Origin of the sequence: [Clostridium] aerotolerans DSM 5434 (assembly GCF_000687555.1) — a bacterium.
GTDB lineage: Bacteria > Bacillota > Clostridia > Lachnospirales > Lachnospiraceae > Lacrimispora > Lacrimispora aerotolerans.
This window is the reverse complement of the sequence record NZ_JHWJ01000007.1, coordinates 1-18,530: the sequence shown is the minus strand read 5'-3', so window position 1 is coordinate 18,530 and position 18,530 is coordinate 1. Positions and strand designations below refer to the sequence as shown.

Sequence of the window (18,530 nt, the reverse complement as noted above, 5' to 3'; positions counted from 1 at the left end):
GACATTATGTATTCAGTAGTAATCGTAGATGACAATAAGATAGCAGTGACAGCAATTGCGCGTTCGACTCACTGGGAAAACTTCCAATGTGAAGTTACCGGAGTGGCTTACGATGGAATTGCCGGCCTGGAACTGATTCACAAAGAATGTCCGGATATCGTAATCATTGATATCCAGATGCCGGGATTTAACGGCCTTGATATTATTGAAAAATTAAATCAGCAAAAGCAGGATACCCAGTTCATCATAATTTCCGGTTACAGCCATTTTGAGTATGCACAAAAGGCCATCCGGTATGGTGTCAGTGATTTTCTCTTAAAACCGATTATGACAGATGAACTGGAGCAGGCTTTAAAGAAGGCGGTGGACACGCTTTCCAGAAACAAAGAAAGAGAAGAAGAGGAGGAGACGGATTCCTTGGAAGGTAAAGTACAATCTATTCGTTCTAACAGAGAGGAATACTCCAAACTGGTTTTTAATGCAATCGATTATGTGGAAAGGAACATTCAGCGCAATATTTCATTATCAGACATCTGCGAAGAATTGTTGATTTCTACATCTTATTTCAGCAAGTGCTTTAAAAAAGAAACCGGAGTAGGGTTCTCCAATTATGTTACCATGGTAAAAATGATCAATGCCAAAATACTGCTTAAAAATCCCCAGAACAGAGTTAACGAAGTATCACGTATGCTGGGCTACAGTGATTACTCATACTTCTTTCAGGTATTTAAGAAATGTTTTGGTTTTGCACCAAGCGATATTAAGCAATACAGCAAATAAGAGAGGGGAAGAGTCATGATAGAAAACAAGAGAAATATCCCCTCCATATTAACCTGCCTTGACGGGACAGAGGTCGGGGATCAGGAAACTTGGCTCAAAAAGCGCAGACCTGAGCTTCTTAATCTGTTTCGCCAGGAAGAATATGGATTCCTGCCTGACATGAGCGAGGTTGAAATTAAGATCCGGGTGGCGGATTCCAGAAGATCAGATGAAATCATGCAGGGACGTGCAATCAGAAATACAGTGGAAGTGGAAGCGGTCAGAAAAGGCATTCATTTTAGCTTTACATTTGTAGCATTTATTCCAGCAGAAGCAAAGGGCCCGGTACCTGCTTTTGTTACTGTCTGCAACAGAGGAATTAAAGACAGCGATCCAGCCAGGCATTTCCTAAGCTCCTTTTATCCGGCAGAAACCATTATTTCCAGAGGATACGCCTGTGCAGCATTCCGTACCCAGGAGGTATCACCGGACTATGATGAGGGCTTTACCACAGGCTTTTCCAGGCTGTTCCCGGAATATGTGGAAGAAAGACCAGACGATGCCTGGGGAGCTATCACAGCCTGGGCCTGGGCGGCTAGCCGCATTATGGACTATTTTGAGATGGAACCTTTGATTGATGAGAAGCGGGTAGCCTTGGTCGGGCACTCCAGAGGCGGAAAAACAGCCCTTTGGGGAACGGCCCAGGATGAGCGCTTTGCCATGGCAGTAAGCAGCTGTGCCGGAAACAGCGGAGATGCCTTATCAAGAGGAGCAAAGGGAGAAAAAATCGGAGATATTGTCAAACGATTCCCCTACTGGTTCTGTAAGAACTATCAAAAATATATAGATAAAGAGGAAACCCTTCCGTTTGACCAGCATATGCTTCTTGGTCTCATTGCACCAAGGTTAATTTATACCTCAGCAAAGACCTTTGACAGCTGGGCTGACCCGGAAGGGCAGTTTGAATCCTGTATACAGGCCAGTCTGGTTTATGAGCTTTTTGGAAAGAAGGGAATCGGGCAGAAGAAACGGCCCTTGCCGGAACAGCCTGTACACGAAGGAAATATCGGACACCATTATAAGACAGGAAATCACGATATGGATGAGTATGATTGGAATTGTTACATGGACTTTGCTGACCTCCATATGTAAGCGAAGTAAAATGGGATGCTTATTCACGCTTTTGAAATCACTGCAAGTACTACAGTAAAAATTAAGCTTACAATGGAACTGGAGAGCCCTATACTGAAACCGAAGTAACACAAAACCGGTACTTTTTCCCGGATCAAATAAGATACTTTTGCATGCGTACTAAAAGATGGTAATGGTAGTGGTGAATAAGGCCTGTTTTCCAGATCAAAAACATAATCCCCGGAGGGAACGGAAAACGTATATAATATACTACGGCTTACCCCGCTAAGTGATACGGAGTTGCTGCCGGTGATACCGGCTCTCATGGGAACCTTCCTGGAGTCTGGTCCTATAAGAACGGGATTTTCTACCATTAAGCGGTTCGTCTTGTAAGCCTTCGATTCGCCCCAAAGGGAATAGCTGCCCTGTTCAAGATGGATGATCTGGCCCTTTGTCAAGTTTGATGCGACAATCGGAGAATGAAAAACCATCTTGCCCATTTTAATCGTAAAAAGAATTAATGCCAATGTAAGCGGTATGCCAACTGCTAATATAATCACAGTCATTGTTATCACTCCATTTCTTTATAAAATATTTGACCAATTCTATCGTTAAAGTGAATGGTTCATAATTATTATAGCATAGTGGGAAAATGATGTAAATGAAAGTGGTCATAGAAGCAGCAGGCATACCTTTTTCTTGTTTAAACAACAAAAAAGCCTAAAAATCTTTCATAAGATTTCTAGGCAATATAGCAGGGGAAGAGGGGCTCGAATATACGGTTGGGCACAAAAACATAGTAAAATAAGGAGGTAGGCTCAGTAATCAGTCTTTCGTTTGGCTGCGTTGCAGTTACGCTCCTTACAACCATAATCAATTTTTCATTAAAATCAATCTCTCCCAATGTAGACCATAACATTCACACCTCCTCATTCCCGTGTGATATGCTGGCAAAATTTAATCCCCTAGCCATTTCGGACGTGCATTCCTTATCAGTTTTTGAACTTCTTCAAAAGTGAACGTCTTGTATTCTTTTACGGACTCCTTTTTCATCCTTTTAATTAAGTTCATAGGATTGTTTTTAACATATCCTTTTATCTCTCATACATAAATATTTCTTTAAACGATAAATAATTTAAAAAGTAAGCAATCAGTAAGTGCATAACTGATTGCTTCTATTTTATATGAAAACAAGATTTCATAAGGGTTAATTAAAAAAATACGGATTAGTGGCCTACGCCGATACTTGAATTAAATGGATAATTATGGTAATGTATATATGAGTTTAGGGGGCAAGTAAGGATATTAATTCTACTGTATGAGAGAGAGGAAAAAGTATATGAAAAGAGTAATATCAACATTATTAATCACGATTTCTATTTTTATGGCATTTTCAATGACTGCCTTTGCGGCGCCGGTCTCAAGCGTGAGTATTATAGAAAAAGGAGTTTGGAATAGTAACTTTGGAAGTCCTGCTCTAGATTCTATGAATGGTCATGTATATGTTGTAGTAAGAACAATAGGTCATGGTAGATCAGTTGCCACATACGATGGTGCTAAGACAAAGGAATTTTGGTACGATTCAATTAATGCTGGCACGCCAATTGGTTTTGACCGCTATTATGACTGTGGGCCTGTTACATCAGGTAGTCATACATTTAAAGTTAGTGTTACTTCTGATAGTTCTCCATATAACACTATAACGAGAACTGTTACAATTAATAACTAATTAATATATTGATAATGGAGATTTTAAATGAGCTTAAACATTGGCAACAACGATGTAACAAAACCTCTGGTTTATCCAGTTTCTAGAAAGGTTAAAGTTAATATCTTATGGAAAAGCAATCCAACCAGCAAAAAAAGTGTGGATTTCACCAGATAGCTAGCCAATGTTTAATGGATTTAGAGTATTGTCTTTCTTGGTATCTCTCTAAAAAAGACAATGTAATAGATGCGTTAATAGATAGGTAAATTTATTTTTCGTAATAGTAATGAAATTCTAAGATGAATGTGACAATGTTATGACATCAAATGATATTTCTTTATTTACAGACCTTCTAAACTTAAATAGGAAAATTAATTAAGAAGCTATGTACCAACTTTTAAATCGGTATATAGCTTCTTGATTTGATAAAATAATACATAAACAGTTGCCTTATTTAGTAGAATTAAGAAAGTATAATTGCAAAAGCATAATAAGAATCTAGATTGTTGCTGAAATCCAATTTCATAATATTTCTTACGAACTACGAACTATTGATGTTGAGCTGATAGTTCTTTTGTTTTGAAATTTAATCAATAAAACAATCAATCTCATGGACGATTTATGAGTAAATGAAAAGTACATTTTATAGATTTGAGATTTTAATAATGCAAAATTTGGAATTCAACATGTACAAAATTGGCATATGGGTTGAGTTGAACTAAGATGTATGTTATAAGAAAGCATACTAAAAAAAGGTTAGTTGACGATATAAGGAGGTGAAAGTGTTAAGGATAATTAGCCATAGTATGCAAAATTACAATAATAATCTTGGGAGGGTAAAAATGAATAATTTGCTAAAAAGAATTACATCGGTTTTATTAATGATGAGTATTATGTTGACATCAACTATTAGCTCATTTGCGCAGACGGAAACTGATAACATCGTAAGAAAAAATATAAGATACGAAGTAGGTAGTGTAGAAGGACTGCTTGAATCAAGTAATTCAAACAGTGTAAATAGACAGGCAACTGATAGATTAAAAAAGCTAGTTTATACTTATGATGAAAATGGTATGAATTACAAAGTGTATGGGGAAGCTAATAATGATCTTACATATGCAAACTCAAAAGTTTATAATATAAAGGCCGGTAAAGAAATATTAGTTCGTACTGAAACTGTAGTTGTAAAAAATAATGTTGTTACAACTACAATCAACGAAAATGGAAAAACTACTGTAGATAAACTAGATTTGAACGAGGATAAAATAGAAGAATCTACAAATCGTTTAATACAACTAAATGGAACATGGAGTGGATATCCTGTTAGTAATACTTTCGTTGAATGGGGAACATTTAAAAAGACAAAAGCTATAACTGGAACAACCTCTATGTCAGTCTCGGCCGTAATTAATGCTATTGTTAAATTTTCAAATATCGATAAAAGAGCAAAAATAGCAGTAACCGCAACATCAGTTATTGTTAATTATATTGTTCAAATGAACGCAAAAAAGACATATTATAATGAGGTGGTAAGTTTCAGATGGACTGAAATACCTAATGCGGCAGTGCAACAAAAAGCAGTAGAACGAACAAATCGAACCTTTTACACAGATAGCAATCGAGCTACGGTTGTTCAAATAGTTACAACAACTTCCTATGCACAGGACTATAAAAATTAATGAAAACATTATTAAATAAGATTATTTCAAACTTAGGCTATATTTTAATTATTTGTGGAATGTTAATAGCAGATAAAGTTACTACCCATGCTAAATGGGTAAATATTATTAAAGATAATAGTTGGCGAATTATATTTGTGTTAATTGTAATTGTAGTTTCAGAATTAATTATAAAGTATATCAAGGATAATAAATAAATCCATTTTTCTGTAATTATCAATTATACTGTACTGATTTAATATAGCGAAAGAATAAGAGCGTTGTCTTATAGACAGCGCTTTTTATTATGCAATAGGAAGGCTAAAATAATAAGCGGAGGCAAAGAGTATATGAGTGACAAGTTAATATGAAAATGATAGAAGAGGTTAAAGAAATTCATAAGTATAAGATAACTCCGCCATCAGAGAACGCAAAAGATCCAAGGTGGCAAACTCACGTTGAAGACAATGAAAAGCAAAGTGGTAGAAAAAAGGTTAAAGGAAATACAGAAAATGAGCTTTTATTAAAATTGGCTGAACATTATGGAATAACCGACGAAGAAAATTTAACAATGAACGACATGTATGAGAAGTGATTACCGTATAAAAAATCTATTACAAATTCAGAGAACACAATATATAGGCACACCAATCATTGGAGGCGATATTGTATTAACTCTACAATCTGTAATAAAAACATGAAAACACTAACTACTTTAGATTTAGAGTCGTGGGCAAACAGTCTTATAAAAGATAACAATATGACGCGTAAAGAGTGGCAAAACGTCAAAGTGATAATCGGAGGTATTTGGGATTATACTTATAGAAAAAATTTAATTAAGACTAATCCATGGGCCGCAATAAAAATATCGGTTAAGTGTAGGCAGATTTCAAAAAAGTCACCAGAAACACAGGTTTTTGTTGGTGACGATATCGATAAACTAATAGCTATGTGTCAGGAAATGTATAATACGAATCAGAATGAATCTTATCTTGCAATACTATTTAACTTATACTGTGGTCTCAGAGCTCAGAGTTGGAGAATTGGTTGCGTTAAAATGGGAAAATGTTAATATGAGAGAACGTTATCTTTCTGTTGAGAGGGAAGAGGTTCATATAAGGGAAAGATTAGATGATGGTACTATTAGTTACAAATGGGTAATAGAGGATCATACAAAAACTTATACGAGCAGATATATATATATTATTCCAAAAGCACTTGATATATTAGAAAATGTAATAAGAATACGAGACAATAAGAATGTTAGTAGTGATTATATTTTCAAAAAAGGCTGTGACCATCTAAATACTAATAATATAAGCAATGCACTTAGGTGGGCATGTAAGAAGGCTGAAATATCCAACAAATCAACACACAAGATAAGAAAGACATTTGCTAGCAAACTAGACGCAAGTGGAGCTCCGACTGATGAAATCAGAGCTTTACTAGGTCATACCGACGCACAAACAACTTTAGGATATATTTATAATCCACTTCCAAAGGAAGAAACGTTGAGTATGATTCAGAGTGCATTCTAATGGGCACATCTGGGCACATTCCTAAAAAATAAAAAGCCTCAAAATCTTGATTATATCAAGAATTCTGAGACTCTACGAGCAGGGGAAGAGGGGCTCGAACCCCCATTTACGGTTTTGGAGACCGTTGCTCTACCATTGAACTATTCCCCTTTGGTAAGCTTTTTGTGCCCTCACCCGAGCACCTAGAAAGTATAGCATAGAAGTTTTTAAATTGCAACCATTTTTTCGAATAAAATAAAAAATTTATTCTACTATTAAAGGGAATCCGATTGTGGTAAAATTAAATCGACTTTAAGATTTTAAGGTTTATTTTTAACTGATCCGTTATGCTCCATTATTTCACATTTTAAAGAAATAACAGTTCCATAACATAAGCTTGAAATAATTGAATAAGAATAAGACAATGATTCCCTATATAAAAGGAACCTCAGCAGAAAGATGTATCGAAATTCCTGCATATGAAGTGCGGCCACTGCGAAATATGCACAAAAAAGAAGATAGGATCAAGTCCGGAGCATAATTTGACAAATCGTGTCAATCATGATATAAGTAATTAGTGACTTTTTCTTTATTTTAAAAGGAGTTTTGATTATGAAACAGTATAAGATCATGCTGCCTACCGTTGCTGAGGCAAAAAAGTTTGTTACCGCTGCTGCAAAATGTAAATTCGACATAGACGTATATTACAATAGAGTGACCATTGACGCGAAGTCTATATTAGGAGTTTTAAGCCTGGATTTAACGCAGGTGTTGACCGTGGAACTCCATGGGGAAGATGCAGATTTTGAAGCATTTTTAAAGGAGAAGGCTCCGGAGAAGTGTTCCGCAGCATAAGCAAACAATCTATAAAGGGAATTGTAAGCCAGGGGGCATACAGTTTCCTTTTTTTGTGTATGTCTGTGAAGCCAGACTCTCACCCCTAAAAGGAATGGAGAAATATGTCAGATAACAAAATCATAAAAATATCAGTAAGAAATCTTGTTGAGTACGTACTGCGGTCCGGTGACATTGATAACCGCAGAACGTCTGCAGCTGAAAAGATGGCCATGCAGGAAGGCAGCAGGATTCACAGAAAGATTCAGCGGCGCATGGGACCGGATTACCGTCCTGAGGTATCATTAAAGCATACGGTAGACCAGGACCAGTTTCAGATTCTAATTGAGGGCAGGGCCGACGGAATCATAGAAAAGCCTGAGGGTGTTACCATAGATGAGATCAAGGGAATGTATATGGATTTATCCTATCTGGACGAGCCATTCCCGGTTCACTTGGCCCAGGCCATGTGCTATGGCTATTTTTACTGCTTTGACCACAAGCTTCCCGGTGCTGTCATACAGATGACATACTGCAATCTGGAGACAGAGGAAATACGCCGGTTTCAGGTGGATAAGACATTTGAGGAACTGGAGACCTGGTTTCAGGGACTGATTCACGAATATGTCAAATGGGCCAGATATTTATACATTCATGAGGTAAGAAGGGATGAATCCATCGGGGAGCTCTCTTTCCCATTTCCTTACCGCTCCGGTCAAAAGGAGCTGGTGGTGTCTGTGTACCGAAGTATATTAAGAAAGAGGAATTTATTCATACAGGCACCTACCGGGATCGGAAAGACCCTTTCAACCATTTATCCGGCCATAAGAGCCATGGGAGAGGGACTTGGGGATAAGCTGTTTTATCTGACGGCTAAGACCATTACAAGAAGTGTGGCAGAAGAAGCCTTTGAACTCTTGAGAGAGCAGGGACTCTTTCTCAATACGGTAACCATAACCGCAAAAGATAAGCTCTGTTTTTTAGAGACACCGGAATGCAATCCGGATGCTTGTTCTTATGCAAAGGGTCATTTTGACCGGGTAGGAGATGCGGTTTATGATATCCTTCATAAAGAGAGCGGAATTACCAGAGAAATCGTTTTAGCTTATGCCAAAAAGCATCAGGTATGTCCTTTTGAATTCTGTCTTGATATCAGCAGTTGGACGGATTCCATTATCTGTGATTATAATTATGTATTTGATCCCAACGTAAAGCTGAAACGGTATTTTTCCGAAGGGGTTTCCGGGGAATACCTGTTTTTGGTGGATGAGGCACACAATCTGGTGCCAAGAGCCAGAGATATGTACAGTGCCATACTCTATAAGGAAGATTTCCTGCTTGTGAAAAAGATCATTAAAACCATGGATCCAAAGCTTGCAAGGCTTTTAGACCGCTGCAACAAAGAGCTTCTTGAAATGAAACGGGAATGCGAGAGCTTTCGGATTCTGGAAGATATACGGTTCTTTGTTACCGGAATCTTATCTCTGTTTGGGGAGATGGAGAAGTTTATGGAGGTTCATCAGGATTTTAAAGACCGTGATCTGGTCCTGGATTTTTATTTTGCTCTCAGGGACTTTATAAATATCTACGAACGTCTGGATGAGAATTACCGTATTTATACAGAGCTTTTAAACGATGGCCGGTTTATGCTTCGTCTGTTTTGCGTAAATCCTTCCAAAAACTTAAAGGAGTGCCTGAATAAAGGAAATGGAACGGTATTTTTTTCAGCTACGCTGCTTCCTGTTTCCTATTATAAAGAACTTTTAAGCGGAGACCAGGAAGAATATGCGGTATATGCCCATTCTCCCTTTGATCCGGGAAAAAGGCTATTGATGGTTGCAGGAGATGTCAGCAGCCGTTATACAAGAAGAAATAAAAGAGAGTATCAGAAGGTGGCAGATTACTTAAAGGCCATTGTTTCAGAAAAAAAGGGAAACTATATGGTATTTCTGCCTTCCTATCAATATTTAAAAGAGGTGGAAGAAGTTCTTTGGGAGACTTCTCTCGATAATCTGGGTTTTACATTTTTATCTCAGGCTTCCAGCATGAATGAAGAGGAACGGGAACAGTTTCTCCAGGAGTTTTCAAAGGACAGGGAGCGGTCCCTTGTAGCTCTCTGCGTGATGGGAGGAGTTTTTTCGGAAGGAATTGATTTAAGGGCTGACCAGTTAATCGGTGCCGTCATTGTAGGAACCGGTCTGCCCATGGTCTGTACGGAGCAGGAGATATTAAAAGGATATTTTGATGAAAAGGAACAAAACGGCTTTGATTATGCCTATCAGTATCCCGGAATGAATAAAGTCATGCAGGCAGCAGGAAGAGTGATTCGGACTGTGGAGGATGAAGGAATCATAGCTCTGTTAGATGAAAGGTTTTTAAGGCCTGATTATCAGGCTCTTTTCCCAAGAGAGTGGGATGGATACTATGAGGTCCGTCTTAAAAATGTAGGGAATGTAGTAAAAGAATTCTGGTGCCAGCGGGACAAAAAAGGAGAGAATGAATATGAAGAGGACATTGAGACTTCGCCCAAGTAAAAAAGAAGATGGCAGATACCTGGTGTCATGGTTTGACAATGAGTACATGATGCGGCTGTGGTGCAGGGACCGTTTTACCTTTCCTCTGACTGAGGAGCAGATGAAGGAATATTATGAAGGATTTGAAAATGATCTGCTGTCCTGGGGCTTTACCGCCATTGATGAGGCAGGGACACCAGTTGGCAGCTTTTCCATGTTAAGGGCAGACTATGAGGCGGAAAGAATCCATATGGGATATATTGTAGTGGACCCAAGCTTAAGAGGAAAGGGGTTAGGCTATGAGATGGTCTCTCTGGCTGTTCGATATGGCGTAGAGATTCTTGGAATGAAAAAGCTTACCCTAAAGGTATTTGATAATAATCCTGGTGCGAAACGCTGCTATGAAAAGGTGGGATTTGCGGTGGAAAGTGCCGAGGAGGAAGGCTTCTTGTTCCAAAATGAGATGTGGAAGGTTTATCATATGGCTTATGTGGCTAAAAATGAGTAAAACCTGCCATTCACATGGAAGGCAGGTTTTTGGTGGTCAAATTAAAGCATGTCCATAAATTGTCTGGTGGCCTGAGAAACGGGAATACTTTCATTATAGGCAACAACCATCTGGCGGATAGGAAGCTTTTCCGTGAGCTTCACCTGAAATAAATCCTTGTCATGTTCCGGAATGCAGAAATCAGGAACAAAGGCAATGCCAAGGCCGATGCGGGCCAGATCAATTAAAAGATCATTACTGCTTAGTTCAATTTCAGGAACCAGATCCAGCTGCTCCTTTTGAAACATATGATGGAGAAACTCGCTGGTGGTACTCTTTCGGTCCAGCATTAAAATAGGATAAGTTTGAAGCGTCTGTAAGCTTACTTCTTCTCCTTTTAATGGAAAGTATTCTTCATTGGCAACGAATACATCGGAAAATTCATTAATGACACGAACATTCTGAGCGTTGGAGAGACCTGAGTTTGGATAATTAGTAATAATAAAATCTACCTGTCCATTTTCCAAAAGGTGAGCGCATTCAATGGAGGTCTGATTTGTTACCTTGATATGCACATTTGGAAATTCCTTATGAAATCGGTTTAAATAGGGAACCAGATAGTAACGGCATATGGTATCGCTGGCACCGATGCGCAGCTGGCCGCCATTTAGAGTATTGGCTTCCAAAAGCTGGTTTTCTCCCTTTTGAATCAGGTTGATGGCAGGTTCTATATGCTTTAAAAGAATTTCACCTTCCGGGGTAAGCTGGACTTTTTTTGTGCTTCGGATAAAAAGAGTCTGATTCAGCTTTTTCTCAAGAACCTTGATGGACTGGCTGACTGCTGACTGGGAAATGAATAGCTGCTTGGAGGCTTCGGAAAAGCTTAAGGTAGCAGCTACATGGTAAAAGACTTTATAAAGTTCAAAATTAATATCCATCATTAGTCCTCCTTATAAGTATAAGGACATTCTATCACGAATTTGATTGGTTTGTAAAGGAATTTGACAAATTTCCTGGGGTGCGGTATAGTAACGGGCACAGGTATCAGGAATGAACGAAAAAGGAGCGAAAAAACATATGCATGATGATTTTTACCAGATGTATTTAGAAGAAATGGGAGACATCAGTCCCTGTACAAAAGAGGAGACTGAGCTGCTTTTACATGATATAAAGGAAGGCAAAAATGAGGCAAAGAAACGGCTTGTAGAAGGAAATTTAAAAACAGCTCTTTCCTTTGCCAAAGAATATGATGGTAAGGGAGTGCTTCTTACGGACCTGGTACAGGAAGCGAACATGGCATTCATGATGGCAGTGGATCAGTATGCCGGAGCTCCGGTTAAGGATGAATTTGACCATTTTGCAGCTGATATGATGAAAGAATATCTTCAGGCAGCCGTTGATGAGGAAATATCCGCGGAGCAGACAGGGGAAGAACTGGCTGCAAGAGTCAACGTACTCCAGACAGTTTCACAAGCCCTTGCAAAAGAGCTGGGACGGGAAGCTACCATAGAAGAGCTGGCAGATAAGATGAAGATGACAGTGGATGAGATCCATGGAATCATGAAGATGGCCATAGAGGCCATGAGCCTGAATGCAGAAAATATGGACCTGGATGCTCTTTCAGAAGCAGAGGGGTTTGATTTCATCGAACAAGAGGACGAGGACTACGAATGAAGCTTTATCTCATACGCCATGGACAGACGGATTGGAATATAGCGGGAAAGATTCAGGGAAGCCATGACATTCCTTTAAATGAAACCGGACGCATCCAGGCACAGAAACTGGCTGAAGCCATGGATCAAAGGCCAATAACCAAGATTTTTACAAGCCCTCTGGTCCGCGCGGCCGAAACAGCAGAGATGATTGCCAAGAGGCAAAAGGTAGAGCTGTGTTCTATGAGACCCCTTGTGGAGGTGGAATTTGGCAAATGGGAAGGCCTTACGTGGGCTGAGATTGGAAACCAGTTTCCGGAGGAATTAAAGCGCTGGACCATGAATCCCCAGGAAGCCTCACCGCCAGACGGTGAAACGCTTACATCCATAAGAAACCGTTGTACCGAGGCATGGAAAACCATAAGAGAGATTACGGGTGGTAGTGAGGATGTGGCAATTGTGTCTCACGGAGCTACACTTGGCCATCTCTATTCCTATCTAATGGGCTATCAACCAGGAGAGGATCATAAAATCGTAGAAAACGCCAGCATTACAACCATCTCGTTTGATCCTTTGACAGAGGAATTTTATTTGCTGGAACGTAATGAAAGCTCGCATCTTAAATAAAACGGTCACATGGCTTAATAAAACAAACAGGGGAAGCAGGCCGGTACATTGACCGGTCAGCTTCCCCTGTTTCCATGGGACCCGTCTCACGTTATGTGAAGAATATCGATCCTTAATCAAACAGTGTTTCCACCAGAATATTCAGCATGGAGGGTGCGGTGCGGATGTAGAGATGGTTGCTCTTGCCGCAGCGTATAGAGGTCTGCATCAGATAATCCTTTGATACGTCTGTGTCAAAGATACTGACCATATTGGCACAGGATTCAATAATAGAGTTAAGCTGTCCAGCTTTCTCAATGAATCGGTCAATATGAGTTTCCTGCAGTGTTAAGCATACCTCCAGGCTTGGTATTTGCTCATCTGTTTTAAACTGGCTGTCTTCGAATAAATATTTCTGGGATAAATTTTTTAGTTGTTGATCAAGATCCATATTATGTTGCGCTCCTTTAGTAAAAAAATCCTTTACTACTATATTGTACTTTAATTAAACTTTCAAGTATTTTTGTAAAAAATATGGAAAAATGTCGAATGCAATCCTGGGAATAATACAAATTAAAAAAGAAGATCATTTTATATTAATTATACTGATTAATAACATAAGATATATTAATTTCACTAATTGATATGTAGTATGGTATGATGATGGTATCAATGGACCATATGGATTTTTACAAGGAGGAAATTATGAGTGTAAGAAGAGTATACGTGGAGAAAAAACCAGCCTATGCTGTGAAAGCCAACGAATTGAATGAAGAGATCAAAAGCTATCTTGGCATTTCCGGTGTGAAAGGAGTGCGGGTTTTGATCCGTTATGATATGGAGAATCTGTCTGATGAAATCTATGGATTGGCTCTTACTACCATTTTTTCCGAGCCACCTGTGGACGAGTACTATTTGGAGGAGTTCCCAGCCGAGAAAGATGATCTGGTCTTTTCTGTGGAGTATTTGCCAGGACAGTTCGATCAAAGAGCAGACTCTGCAGAGCAGTGCATTAAGCTTTTAAAGGAAGACGAAGAGCCTGTGATTAAGTCCGCAGTTACTTATGTAATTTCCGGGTCCTTTACTGAGGATCAGATTACAGAATTAAAATCCTTTTGTATTAATCCCGTAGATTCCAGAGAAGCAGATGAGACAAAGCCTGAGACTCTGGTTACCGTGTTTGAGACTCCAGAGGATGTTTTGGTATTTGAAGGATTTAAGGAATTAACAGAGAATGAATGTAAGGATTTGTATGAAGGCCTGAACCTTGCTATGACATTTCAGGATTTTCTCCATATCCAGAATTATTATAAAGAAGATGAGCACAGGGATCCGACCATGACAGAAATCCGTGTTCTGGATACGTACTGGTCCGATCACTGCCGTCATACCACCTTCCAGACGGAGTTAAAAGACGTATCCTTTACAGACGGAGATTACAGAAAACCGATGGAGGATACGTATCATCAGTATCTGGCAGACCGGGAAGAGGTCTTTAAAGGAAAAAGTGACAAATACGTTTGTCTGATGGATCTCGCTCTCATGGCGATGAGAAAGCTCCGCAAGGAAGGCAAGCTTGAGGATCTTGAGGTATCGGAAGAGATCAATGCCTGCAGCATCGTGGTTCCTGTTCTCGTAGACGGAGTGGAAGAGGAATGGCTTGTAAACTTTAAAAATGAAACCCATAACCACCCGACCGAGATTGAACCTTTTGGCGGCGCAGCCACTTGCCTTGGAGGAGCCATCCGCGATCCTCTTTCCGGACGTACCTACGTTTATCAGGCCATGCGCGTGACTGGAGCGGCCGATCCTACAAAGCCTCTTCATGAAACCTTAAAAGGAAAGCTTCCCCAGAGAAAGATTGTAACCGGGGCAGCTAAGGGCTATAGCTCCTATGGAAATCAGATTGGTCTTGCCACCGGGTATGTAAAAGAGATCTATCATCCGGATTACGTAGCTAAGAGAATGGAAATCGGCGCCGTTATGGGAGCAGCCAAAAGGGCCAATGTGATCCGTGAGACTTCAGATCCAGGAGATATAATTATCCTCCTTGGAGGCCGTACCGGCCGTGATGGCTGTGGTGGTGCCACTGGTTCCTCTAAGGTCCATACCGAAGCTTCTATTGAGACCTGCGGGGCTGAGGTGCAGAAGGGAAATGCGCCTACCGAGAGAAAGATTCAGCGTCTTTTCCGCAGAGAAGAGGTCAGCAAGCTTATAAAGAAGTGCAATGACTTTGGTGCAGGCGGAGTTTCCGTTGCCATTGGAGAGCTGGCTGATGGATTAAAAATCGATCTTGATATGGTACCGAAAAAATACGCAGGACTTGACGGAACGGAAATAGCCATATCCGAATCTCAGGAGCGTATGGCCGTTGTCATTGATCCCAAGGACCGGGATAAGTTCCTTTCCTTTGCAGCAGAAGAGAATTTAGAAGCAGTAGTCGTTGCTGAAGTGACGGAAGAAAAGCGTCTGGTCATGAGCTGGAGAGGTAAGACTATCGTTGATATCTGCCGGGCATTCCTGGATACAAACGGTGCCCACCAGGAAGCATCTGTGATTTTGGAAGTGCCGGATAAAGCTGGAAATGTATTTGAAAAGAAAGAGATAGCCGATGTAAAGAAATCCTGGCTTCAAGTGCTTTCTGATTTAAATGTATGCTCTCAAAAAGGTCTGGTGGAAATGTTTGACGGCTCCATTGGTGCGGGAAGCGTATTTATGCCCTTTGGCGGCAAATACCAGATGACGGAAACACAGTGTATGGTAGCAAAGCTTCCTCTGCTTCAGGGCACAACAGATACCGTTACCATGATGAGCTATGGATTTGATCCTTATTTATCAAGCTGGAGTCCTTATCACGGTGCAATTTATGCAGTGTTATCCTCTGTTGCCAAGATCGTGGCAGCAGGCGGAGATTATAAAAAGATCCGTTTTACCTTCCAGGAATATTTCAGAAGAATGTCAGAGGAAGGCACTCGCTGGAGCCAGCCATTTGCAGCTCTTCTTGGTGCTTACCATGCACAGATGGGATTCTCTCTTCCTTCCATTGGCGGAAAGGACAGTATGTCTGGTACTTTCCAGGATATTGATGTTCCTCCCACTCTTGTTTCCTTTGCTGTGGACATTGCAAGCCAGAAGCATATCATCACACCGGAGCTTAAAAAGGCAGGAAACAAACTCGTATTATTTACCATTAAGAAGGATTCCTACGACTTACCAGATTACAGTCAGATCATGGAAGGATACGAGGCGATTTTTGGGGATATTTTAGCTGGACGGGTTGTATCGGCTTATGCAGTGGAAGGCCACGGAATTTGTGAAGCGGTCAGCAAGATGGCTTTTGGTAACAGACTTGGAGTAACCATAGAAGAAACAGTTGATCCTGAGGATTTCTTCGCAGCCGGCTGGGGAAATATCGTCTGTGAGGTACCGGGAGATAAAATATCTGAACTGGGCTTTTCCCATACTCTGTTGGGCGAAGTTACAGAACAGGAAGCATTTGCTTATGGAGATGTAACTATTTCTATGAGTGAAGCTATAAAATCATGGACAGAAACGTTAGAGGAAGTATTCCCTACTGATTCAGGAGCAAAAAAGACTAAAGTCCAGGAGACGATTTTTAAAGGCGACAATATTTACGTATGTAAGAATAAGGTGGCAAAGCCTAATGTGTTCATTCCTGTTTTCCCTGGCACCAATTGTGAATACGACAGTACAAAAGCATTTGTAAATGCCGGTGCCAATGTTACAACAAGAGTTTTTAAAAACTTAAGCGCTGAGGATATCAGGGAGTCAGTGGAGCTTTACCGAAATGAGATTAAGAACTCCCAGATTGTTATGTTCCCAGGCGGTTTTTCAGCAGGTGACGAACCAGATGGTTCCGCTAAATTTTTCGCAGCTGTATTCCGCAATGAGCTGATCAAAGAGGAAATCAACAAGCTTCTCAATGAAAGAGACGGATTAATGTTAGGAGTCTGCAATGGATTCCAGGCACTCATAAAGCTTGGTCTGGTGCCGGAAGGAGCGATTGTGGAGCAAAGAGAGGATTCACCTACCCTTACTACGAACACCATTGGACGCCACATTTCTAAAATGGTATATACAAAGGTTGTAAGCAATAAATCCCCATGGCTTTCCGGAGCAGAATTGGGAGGGGTGTACTGCAATCCGGCTTCCCATGGGGAAGGCCGTTTTGTAGCCACAGGTGAATGGCTTTTAAAGCTGTTTAAAAATGGGCAGGTTGCCACTCAGTACGTGGATGAAACTGGTTGCCCTACTATGGATGAGAGTTGGAACCCCAATGGCTCATTTATGGCAATAGAGGGAATTACAAGCCCAGATGGCCGTATTCTTGGAAAGATGGCACACTCCGAGCGAAGAGGTGAGGCTGTGGCAATGAATATCTATGGAGAGCAGGATTTAAAGATCTTTGAATCCGGAGTTAAATATTTCAAATAAAGGAGTACCGCCGGCAAAAAAACCGGCGGTATTTTTTACTCTATATAGATGCCTCCAAAGCTTGAAAAAGCACCAGATTGTGCTCCGGTAGTCACATCTCCTCTCCAGCCTACGCCAATAGCAACCAGTGTGCCTGCAGAGATGGGGACATTTAAGTTGGTTAAGGATCCGCTTCTCATGGCAAATTTTGGGAGAGTACCGGAAGCTGGACCAACATATGGTTCTGCATCAGTAATTGTATCTTGTATTATAGTGAATGAAATCTGATTATTTATATTGTCTGGATTTGCCACTGCAAGGCATGCAAAGGGAATCATAGTAATTCCTTCTGCAAGTGCGTTGTCTTGCTCTGTGCCAAATATTACATAGATATTTCTTACAATTCCGTCTCGCGGCATAACAAAGGAGGTTGCATAGTTGAAGCTTCCCCCTTCCGCTAAAGTAAAATTAATTATCCCGGAGGGCCAGTTCCCTGGGTCAATAGTGACAGTATATTCAGAATTACGGCTAAATCCCGCGAACTGAATTTGTTCAGGATCACCATTGGTACCAGTAGTAACTAACTGAGCATCATTGTTTACAATTGAAAATGGAATGACTGCAGATGCAGGTGCGACTGGTCCAGTATCGCCGGTAGGTCCAGTGTCACCGGTCGGTCCGGTATCACCAGTAGGCCCGGTAGCGCCGGTAGGTCCAGTGTCGCCAGTAGGTCCGGTAGCGCCGGTAGGTCCAGTGTCGCCGGTAGGTCCGGTAGCGCCGGTAGGCCCGGTAGCGCCGGTAGGTCCAGTGTCGCCGGTAGGTCCGGTATCGCCGGTAGCGCCGGTAGGCCCGGTAGCGCCGGTAGGTCCAGTATCGCCAGTAGGTCCGGTATCGCCAGTAGGCCCGGTATCGCCGGTAGGTCCAGTAGGCCCAGTATTGCCAGTAGGTCCAGTGTCGCCGGTAGGTCCAGTAGGCCCAGTATCGCCAGAAGGTCCAGTGTCGCCGGTAGGTCCGGTAGAGCCGGTAGGTCCAGTCAGTCCAGTATCACCGGTAGGTCCGGTAGAGCCGGTAGGTCCGGTCAGTCCAGTATCACCGGTAGGTCCAGTAGGCCCAGTGTCGCCGGTAGGTCCAGTATAACCAGTAGGGCCAGTGTCGCCGGTAGGTCCAGTAGGCCCAGTATTGCCAGTAGGTCCAGTGTCGCCGGTAGGTCCAGTAGGCCCAGTATCGCCAG

General features: G+C 41.1%; 19 protein-coding genes and 1 tRNA gene. 14 read left to right on the top strand and 6 right to left on the bottom strand.

The genetic code is table 11. The features are described from left to right. The first annotated feature begins 6 nt into the window (after positions 1–6). Positions 7–780 carry a response regulator transcription factor gene (locus T546_RS23385; protein WP_024838286.1) on the top strand — a complete coding sequence of 258 codons (774 nt, stop codon included), beginning with the start codon at positions 7–9 and terminating at the stop codon, positions 778–780. 15 nt (positions 781–795) lie between these two features. Then, positions 796–1,911, top strand: coding sequence for an alpha/beta hydrolase family protein (locus tag T546_RS0111080; protein ID WP_026891673.1), 1,116 nt, complete (start codon positions 796–798; stop codon positions 1,909–1,911). A gap of 23 nt (positions 1,912–1,934) precedes the next feature. Here the strand turns inward: T546_RS0111080 and T546_RS0111075 are convergent, their stop codons facing one another. Together T546_RS0111075 and T546_RS25330 are read right to left on the bottom strand one after the other, a co-directional pair. Further along, the gene (locus T546_RS0111075) at positions 1,935–2,456 is read right to left on the bottom strand and encodes a hypothetical protein (protein ID WP_026891672.1); all 522 of its coding nucleotides are present in this window, start codon (positions 2,454–2,456) and stop codon (positions 1,935–1,937) included. Positions 2,457–2,632: 176 nt separating this feature from the next. Next, the gene (locus tag T546_RS25330) at positions 2,633–2,809 is read right to left on the bottom strand and encodes a hypothetical protein (protein WP_156951325.1); all 177 of its coding nucleotides are present in this window, start codon (positions 2,807–2,809) and stop codon (positions 2,633–2,635) included. Positions 2,810–3,229: 420 nt separating this feature from the next. Between T546_RS25330 and T546_RS0111065 the strand changes: the two genes are divergently transcribed. From T546_RS0111065 to T546_RS0111035, 6 genes are all read left to right on the top strand, one after another. Then, a complete protein-coding gene (locus T546_RS0111065; protein ID WP_026891671.1) occupies positions 3,230–3,619 on the top strand; it encodes a hypothetical protein in 390 nt (129 codons plus the stop codon). A gap of 27 nt (positions 3,620–3,646) precedes the next feature. Continuing rightward, the gene (locus T546_RS26115) at positions 3,647–3,775 is read left to right on the top strand and encodes a hypothetical protein (RefSeq protein WP_278246305.1); all 129 of its coding nucleotides are present in this window, start codon (positions 3,647–3,649) and stop codon (positions 3,773–3,775) included. Between the two features lie 665 nt (positions 3,776–4,440). Beyond that, positions 4,441–5,277, top strand: a complete 837-nt coding sequence (locus T546_RS0111055; RefSeq protein WP_156951324.1) for a hypothetical protein — start codon at positions 4,441–4,443, stop codon at positions 5,275–5,277. Next, the gene (locus T546_RS25550; protein ID WP_026891669.1) at positions 5,277–5,474 is read left to right on the top strand and encodes a hypothetical protein; all 198 of its coding nucleotides are present in this window, start codon (positions 5,277–5,279) and stop codon (positions 5,472–5,474) included. Before T546_RS0111055 ends, T546_RS25550 begins: the two co-directional genes overlap by 1 nt. Positions 5,475–5,623: 149 nt before the next feature. Next, on the top strand, positions 5,624–5,851 hold the full coding sequence (locus tag T546_RS0111045) for a hypothetical protein (protein WP_026891668.1): 228 nt from the start codon (positions 5,624–5,626) through the stop codon (positions 5,849–5,851). A 385-nt stretch (positions 5,852–6,236) separates the two neighbouring features. After that, on the top strand, positions 6,237–6,794 hold the full coding sequence (locus T546_RS0111035; protein WP_084326349.1) for a tyrosine-type recombinase/integrase: 558 nt from the start codon (positions 6,237–6,239) through the stop codon (positions 6,792–6,794). Between the two features lie 79 nt (positions 6,795–6,873). On the opposite strand, the gene T546_RS0111030 is transcribed toward T546_RS0111035, so the two are convergent. After that, a tRNA-Trp gene (locus T546_RS0111030) sits at positions 6,874–6,944 on the bottom strand. A 441-nt stretch (positions 6,945–7,385) separates the two neighbouring features. Here T546_RS0111030 and T546_RS0111025 point away from each other — a divergent pair. The 3 genes from T546_RS0111025 to T546_RS0111015 all read left to right on the top strand — a co-directional run bounded on the left by T546_RS0111025 (position 7,386) and on the right by T546_RS0111015 (position 10,628). Continuing rightward, entirely contained in the window at positions 7,386–7,628 is a 243-nt protein-coding gene (locus tag T546_RS0111025; RefSeq protein WP_024838282.1) for an HPr family phosphocarrier protein, read from the top strand. Positions 7,629–7,732: 104 nt separating this feature from the next. Beyond that, positions 7,733–10,141, top strand: a complete 2,409-nt coding sequence (locus tag T546_RS0111020; RefSeq protein ID WP_026891665.1) for an ATP-dependent DNA helicase — start codon at positions 7,733–7,735, stop codon at positions 10,139–10,141. Next, positions 10,110–10,628, top strand: a complete 519-nt coding sequence (locus T546_RS0111015) for a GNAT family N-acetyltransferase (protein ID WP_034599040.1) — start codon at positions 10,110–10,112, stop codon at positions 10,626–10,628. The genes T546_RS0111020 and T546_RS0111015 overlap by 32 nt, the downstream gene beginning before the upstream one ends. Before the next feature lie 41 nt (positions 10,629–10,669). Here the strand turns inward: T546_RS0111015 and T546_RS0111010 are convergent, their stop codons facing one another. Then, positions 10,670–11,545 carry a LysR family transcriptional regulator gene (locus T546_RS0111010; protein ID WP_026891663.1) on the bottom strand — a complete coding sequence of 292 codons (876 nt, stop codon included), beginning with the start codon at positions 11,543–11,545 and terminating at the stop codon, positions 10,670–10,672. Positions 11,546–11,657: 112 nt separating this feature from the next. Between T546_RS0111010 and T546_RS0111005 the strand changes: the two genes are divergently transcribed. Continuing rightward, positions 11,658–12,281 (top strand): sigma-70 domain-containing protein, encoded by a 624-nt coding sequence (locus T546_RS0111005; RefSeq protein ID WP_242842226.1) that lies wholly within the window; start codon positions 11,658–11,660, stop codon positions 12,279–12,281. Beyond that, positions 12,278–12,886 (top strand): histidine phosphatase family protein, encoded by a 609-nt coding sequence (locus tag T546_RS0111000; protein WP_026891661.1) that lies wholly within the window; start codon positions 12,278–12,280, stop codon positions 12,884–12,886. Before T546_RS0111005 ends, T546_RS0111000 begins: the two co-directional genes overlap by 4 nt. A 112-nt stretch (positions 12,887–12,998) precedes the next feature. On the opposite strand, the gene T546_RS0110995 is transcribed toward T546_RS0111000, so the two are convergent. Next, on the bottom strand, positions 12,999–13,316 hold the full coding sequence (locus T546_RS0110995; protein ID WP_026891660.1) for a hypothetical protein: 318 nt from the start codon (positions 13,314–13,316) through the stop codon (positions 12,999–13,001). A gap of 254 nt (positions 13,317–13,570) precedes the next feature. Here T546_RS0110995 and T546_RS0110990 point away from each other — a divergent pair, with 254 nt between their 5' ends. Then, complete coding sequence (locus T546_RS0110990; RefSeq protein WP_026891659.1) at positions 13,571–17,320, top strand: phosphoribosylformylglycinamidine synthase; 3,750 nt, start codon at positions 13,571–13,573, stop codon at positions 17,318–17,320. Between the two features lie 35 nt (positions 17,321–17,355). On the opposite strand, the gene T546_RS25705 is transcribed toward T546_RS0110990, so the two are convergent. After that, on the bottom strand, positions 17,356–18,530 hold a 1,175-nt coding region (locus tag T546_RS25705), incomplete at its 5' end, for a collagen-like domain-containing protein (protein WP_207641316.1).

What these genes read in the sequence shown, in the direction of transcription:
- T546_RS0111065 (WP_026891671.1), top strand. Translation starts at nt 3,230, where the DNA reads ATGAAAAGAGTAATATCAACATTATTAATCACGATTTCTATTTTTATG.
- T546_RS0111020 (WP_026891665.1), top strand. Translation starts at nt 7,733, where the DNA reads ATGTCAGATAACAAAATCATAAAAATATCAGTAAGAAATCTTGTTGAG.
- T546_RS0111035 (WP_084326349.1), top strand. Translation starts at nt 6,237, where the DNA reads ATGAATCTTATCTTGCAATACTATTTAACTTATACTGTGGTCTCAGAG.
- T546_RS26115 (WP_278246305.1), top strand. Translation starts at nt 3,647, where the DNA reads ATGAGCTTAAACATTGGCAACAACGATGTAACAAAACCTCTGGTTTAT.
- T546_RS0111075 (WP_026891672.1), bottom strand. Translation starts at nt 2,456, where the DNA reads ATGACTGTGATTATATTAGCAGTTGGCATACCGCTTACATTGGCATTA.
- T546_RS0110990 (WP_026891659.1), top strand. Translation starts at nt 13,571, where the DNA reads ATGAGTGTAAGAAGAGTATACGTGGAGAAAAAACCAGCCTATGCTGTG.
- T546_RS25550 (WP_026891669.1), top strand. Translation starts at nt 5,277, where the DNA reads ATGAAAACATTATTAAATAAGATTATTTCAAACTTAGGCTATATTTTA.
- T546_RS0111045 (WP_026891668.1), top strand. Translation starts at nt 5,624, where the DNA reads ATGAAAATGATAGAAGAGGTTAAAGAAATTCATAAGTATAAGATAACT.
- T546_RS0111080 (WP_026891673.1), top strand. Translation starts at nt 796, where the DNA reads ATGATAGAAAACAAGAGAAATATCCCCTCCATATTAACCTGCCTTGAC.
- T546_RS0111010 (WP_026891663.1), bottom strand. Translation starts at nt 11,545, where the DNA reads ATGGATATTAATTTTGAACTTTATAAAGTCTTTTACCATGTAGCTGCT.
- T546_RS0111015 (WP_034599040.1), top strand. Translation starts at nt 10,110, where the DNA reads ATGAAGAGGACATTGAGACTTCGCCCAAGTAAAAAAGAAGATGGCAGA.
- T546_RS23385 (WP_024838286.1), top strand. Translation starts at nt 7, where the DNA reads ATGTATTCAGTAGTAATCGTAGATGACAATAAGATAGCAGTGACAGCA.
- T546_RS25330 (WP_156951325.1), bottom strand. Translation starts at nt 2,809, where the DNA reads ATGTTATGGTCTACATTGGGAGAGATTGATTTTAATGAAAAATTGATT.
- T546_RS0111005 (WP_242842226.1), top strand. Translation starts at nt 11,658, where the DNA reads ATGAACGAAAAAGGAGCGAAAAAACATATGCATGATGATTTTTACCAG.
- T546_RS0111025 (WP_024838282.1), top strand. Translation starts at nt 7,386, where the DNA reads ATGAAACAGTATAAGATCATGCTGCCTACCGTTGCTGAGGCAAAAAAG.
- T546_RS0110995 (WP_026891660.1), bottom strand. Translation starts at nt 13,316, where the DNA reads ATGGATCTTGATCAACAACTAAAAAATTTATCCCAGAAATATTTATTC.
- T546_RS0111000 (WP_026891661.1), top strand. Translation starts at nt 12,278, where the DNA reads ATGAAGCTTTATCTCATACGCCATGGACAGACGGATTGGAATATAGCG.
- T546_RS0111055 (WP_156951324.1), top strand. Translation starts at nt 4,441, where the DNA reads ATGAATAATTTGCTAAAAAGAATTACATCGGTTTTATTAATGATGAGT.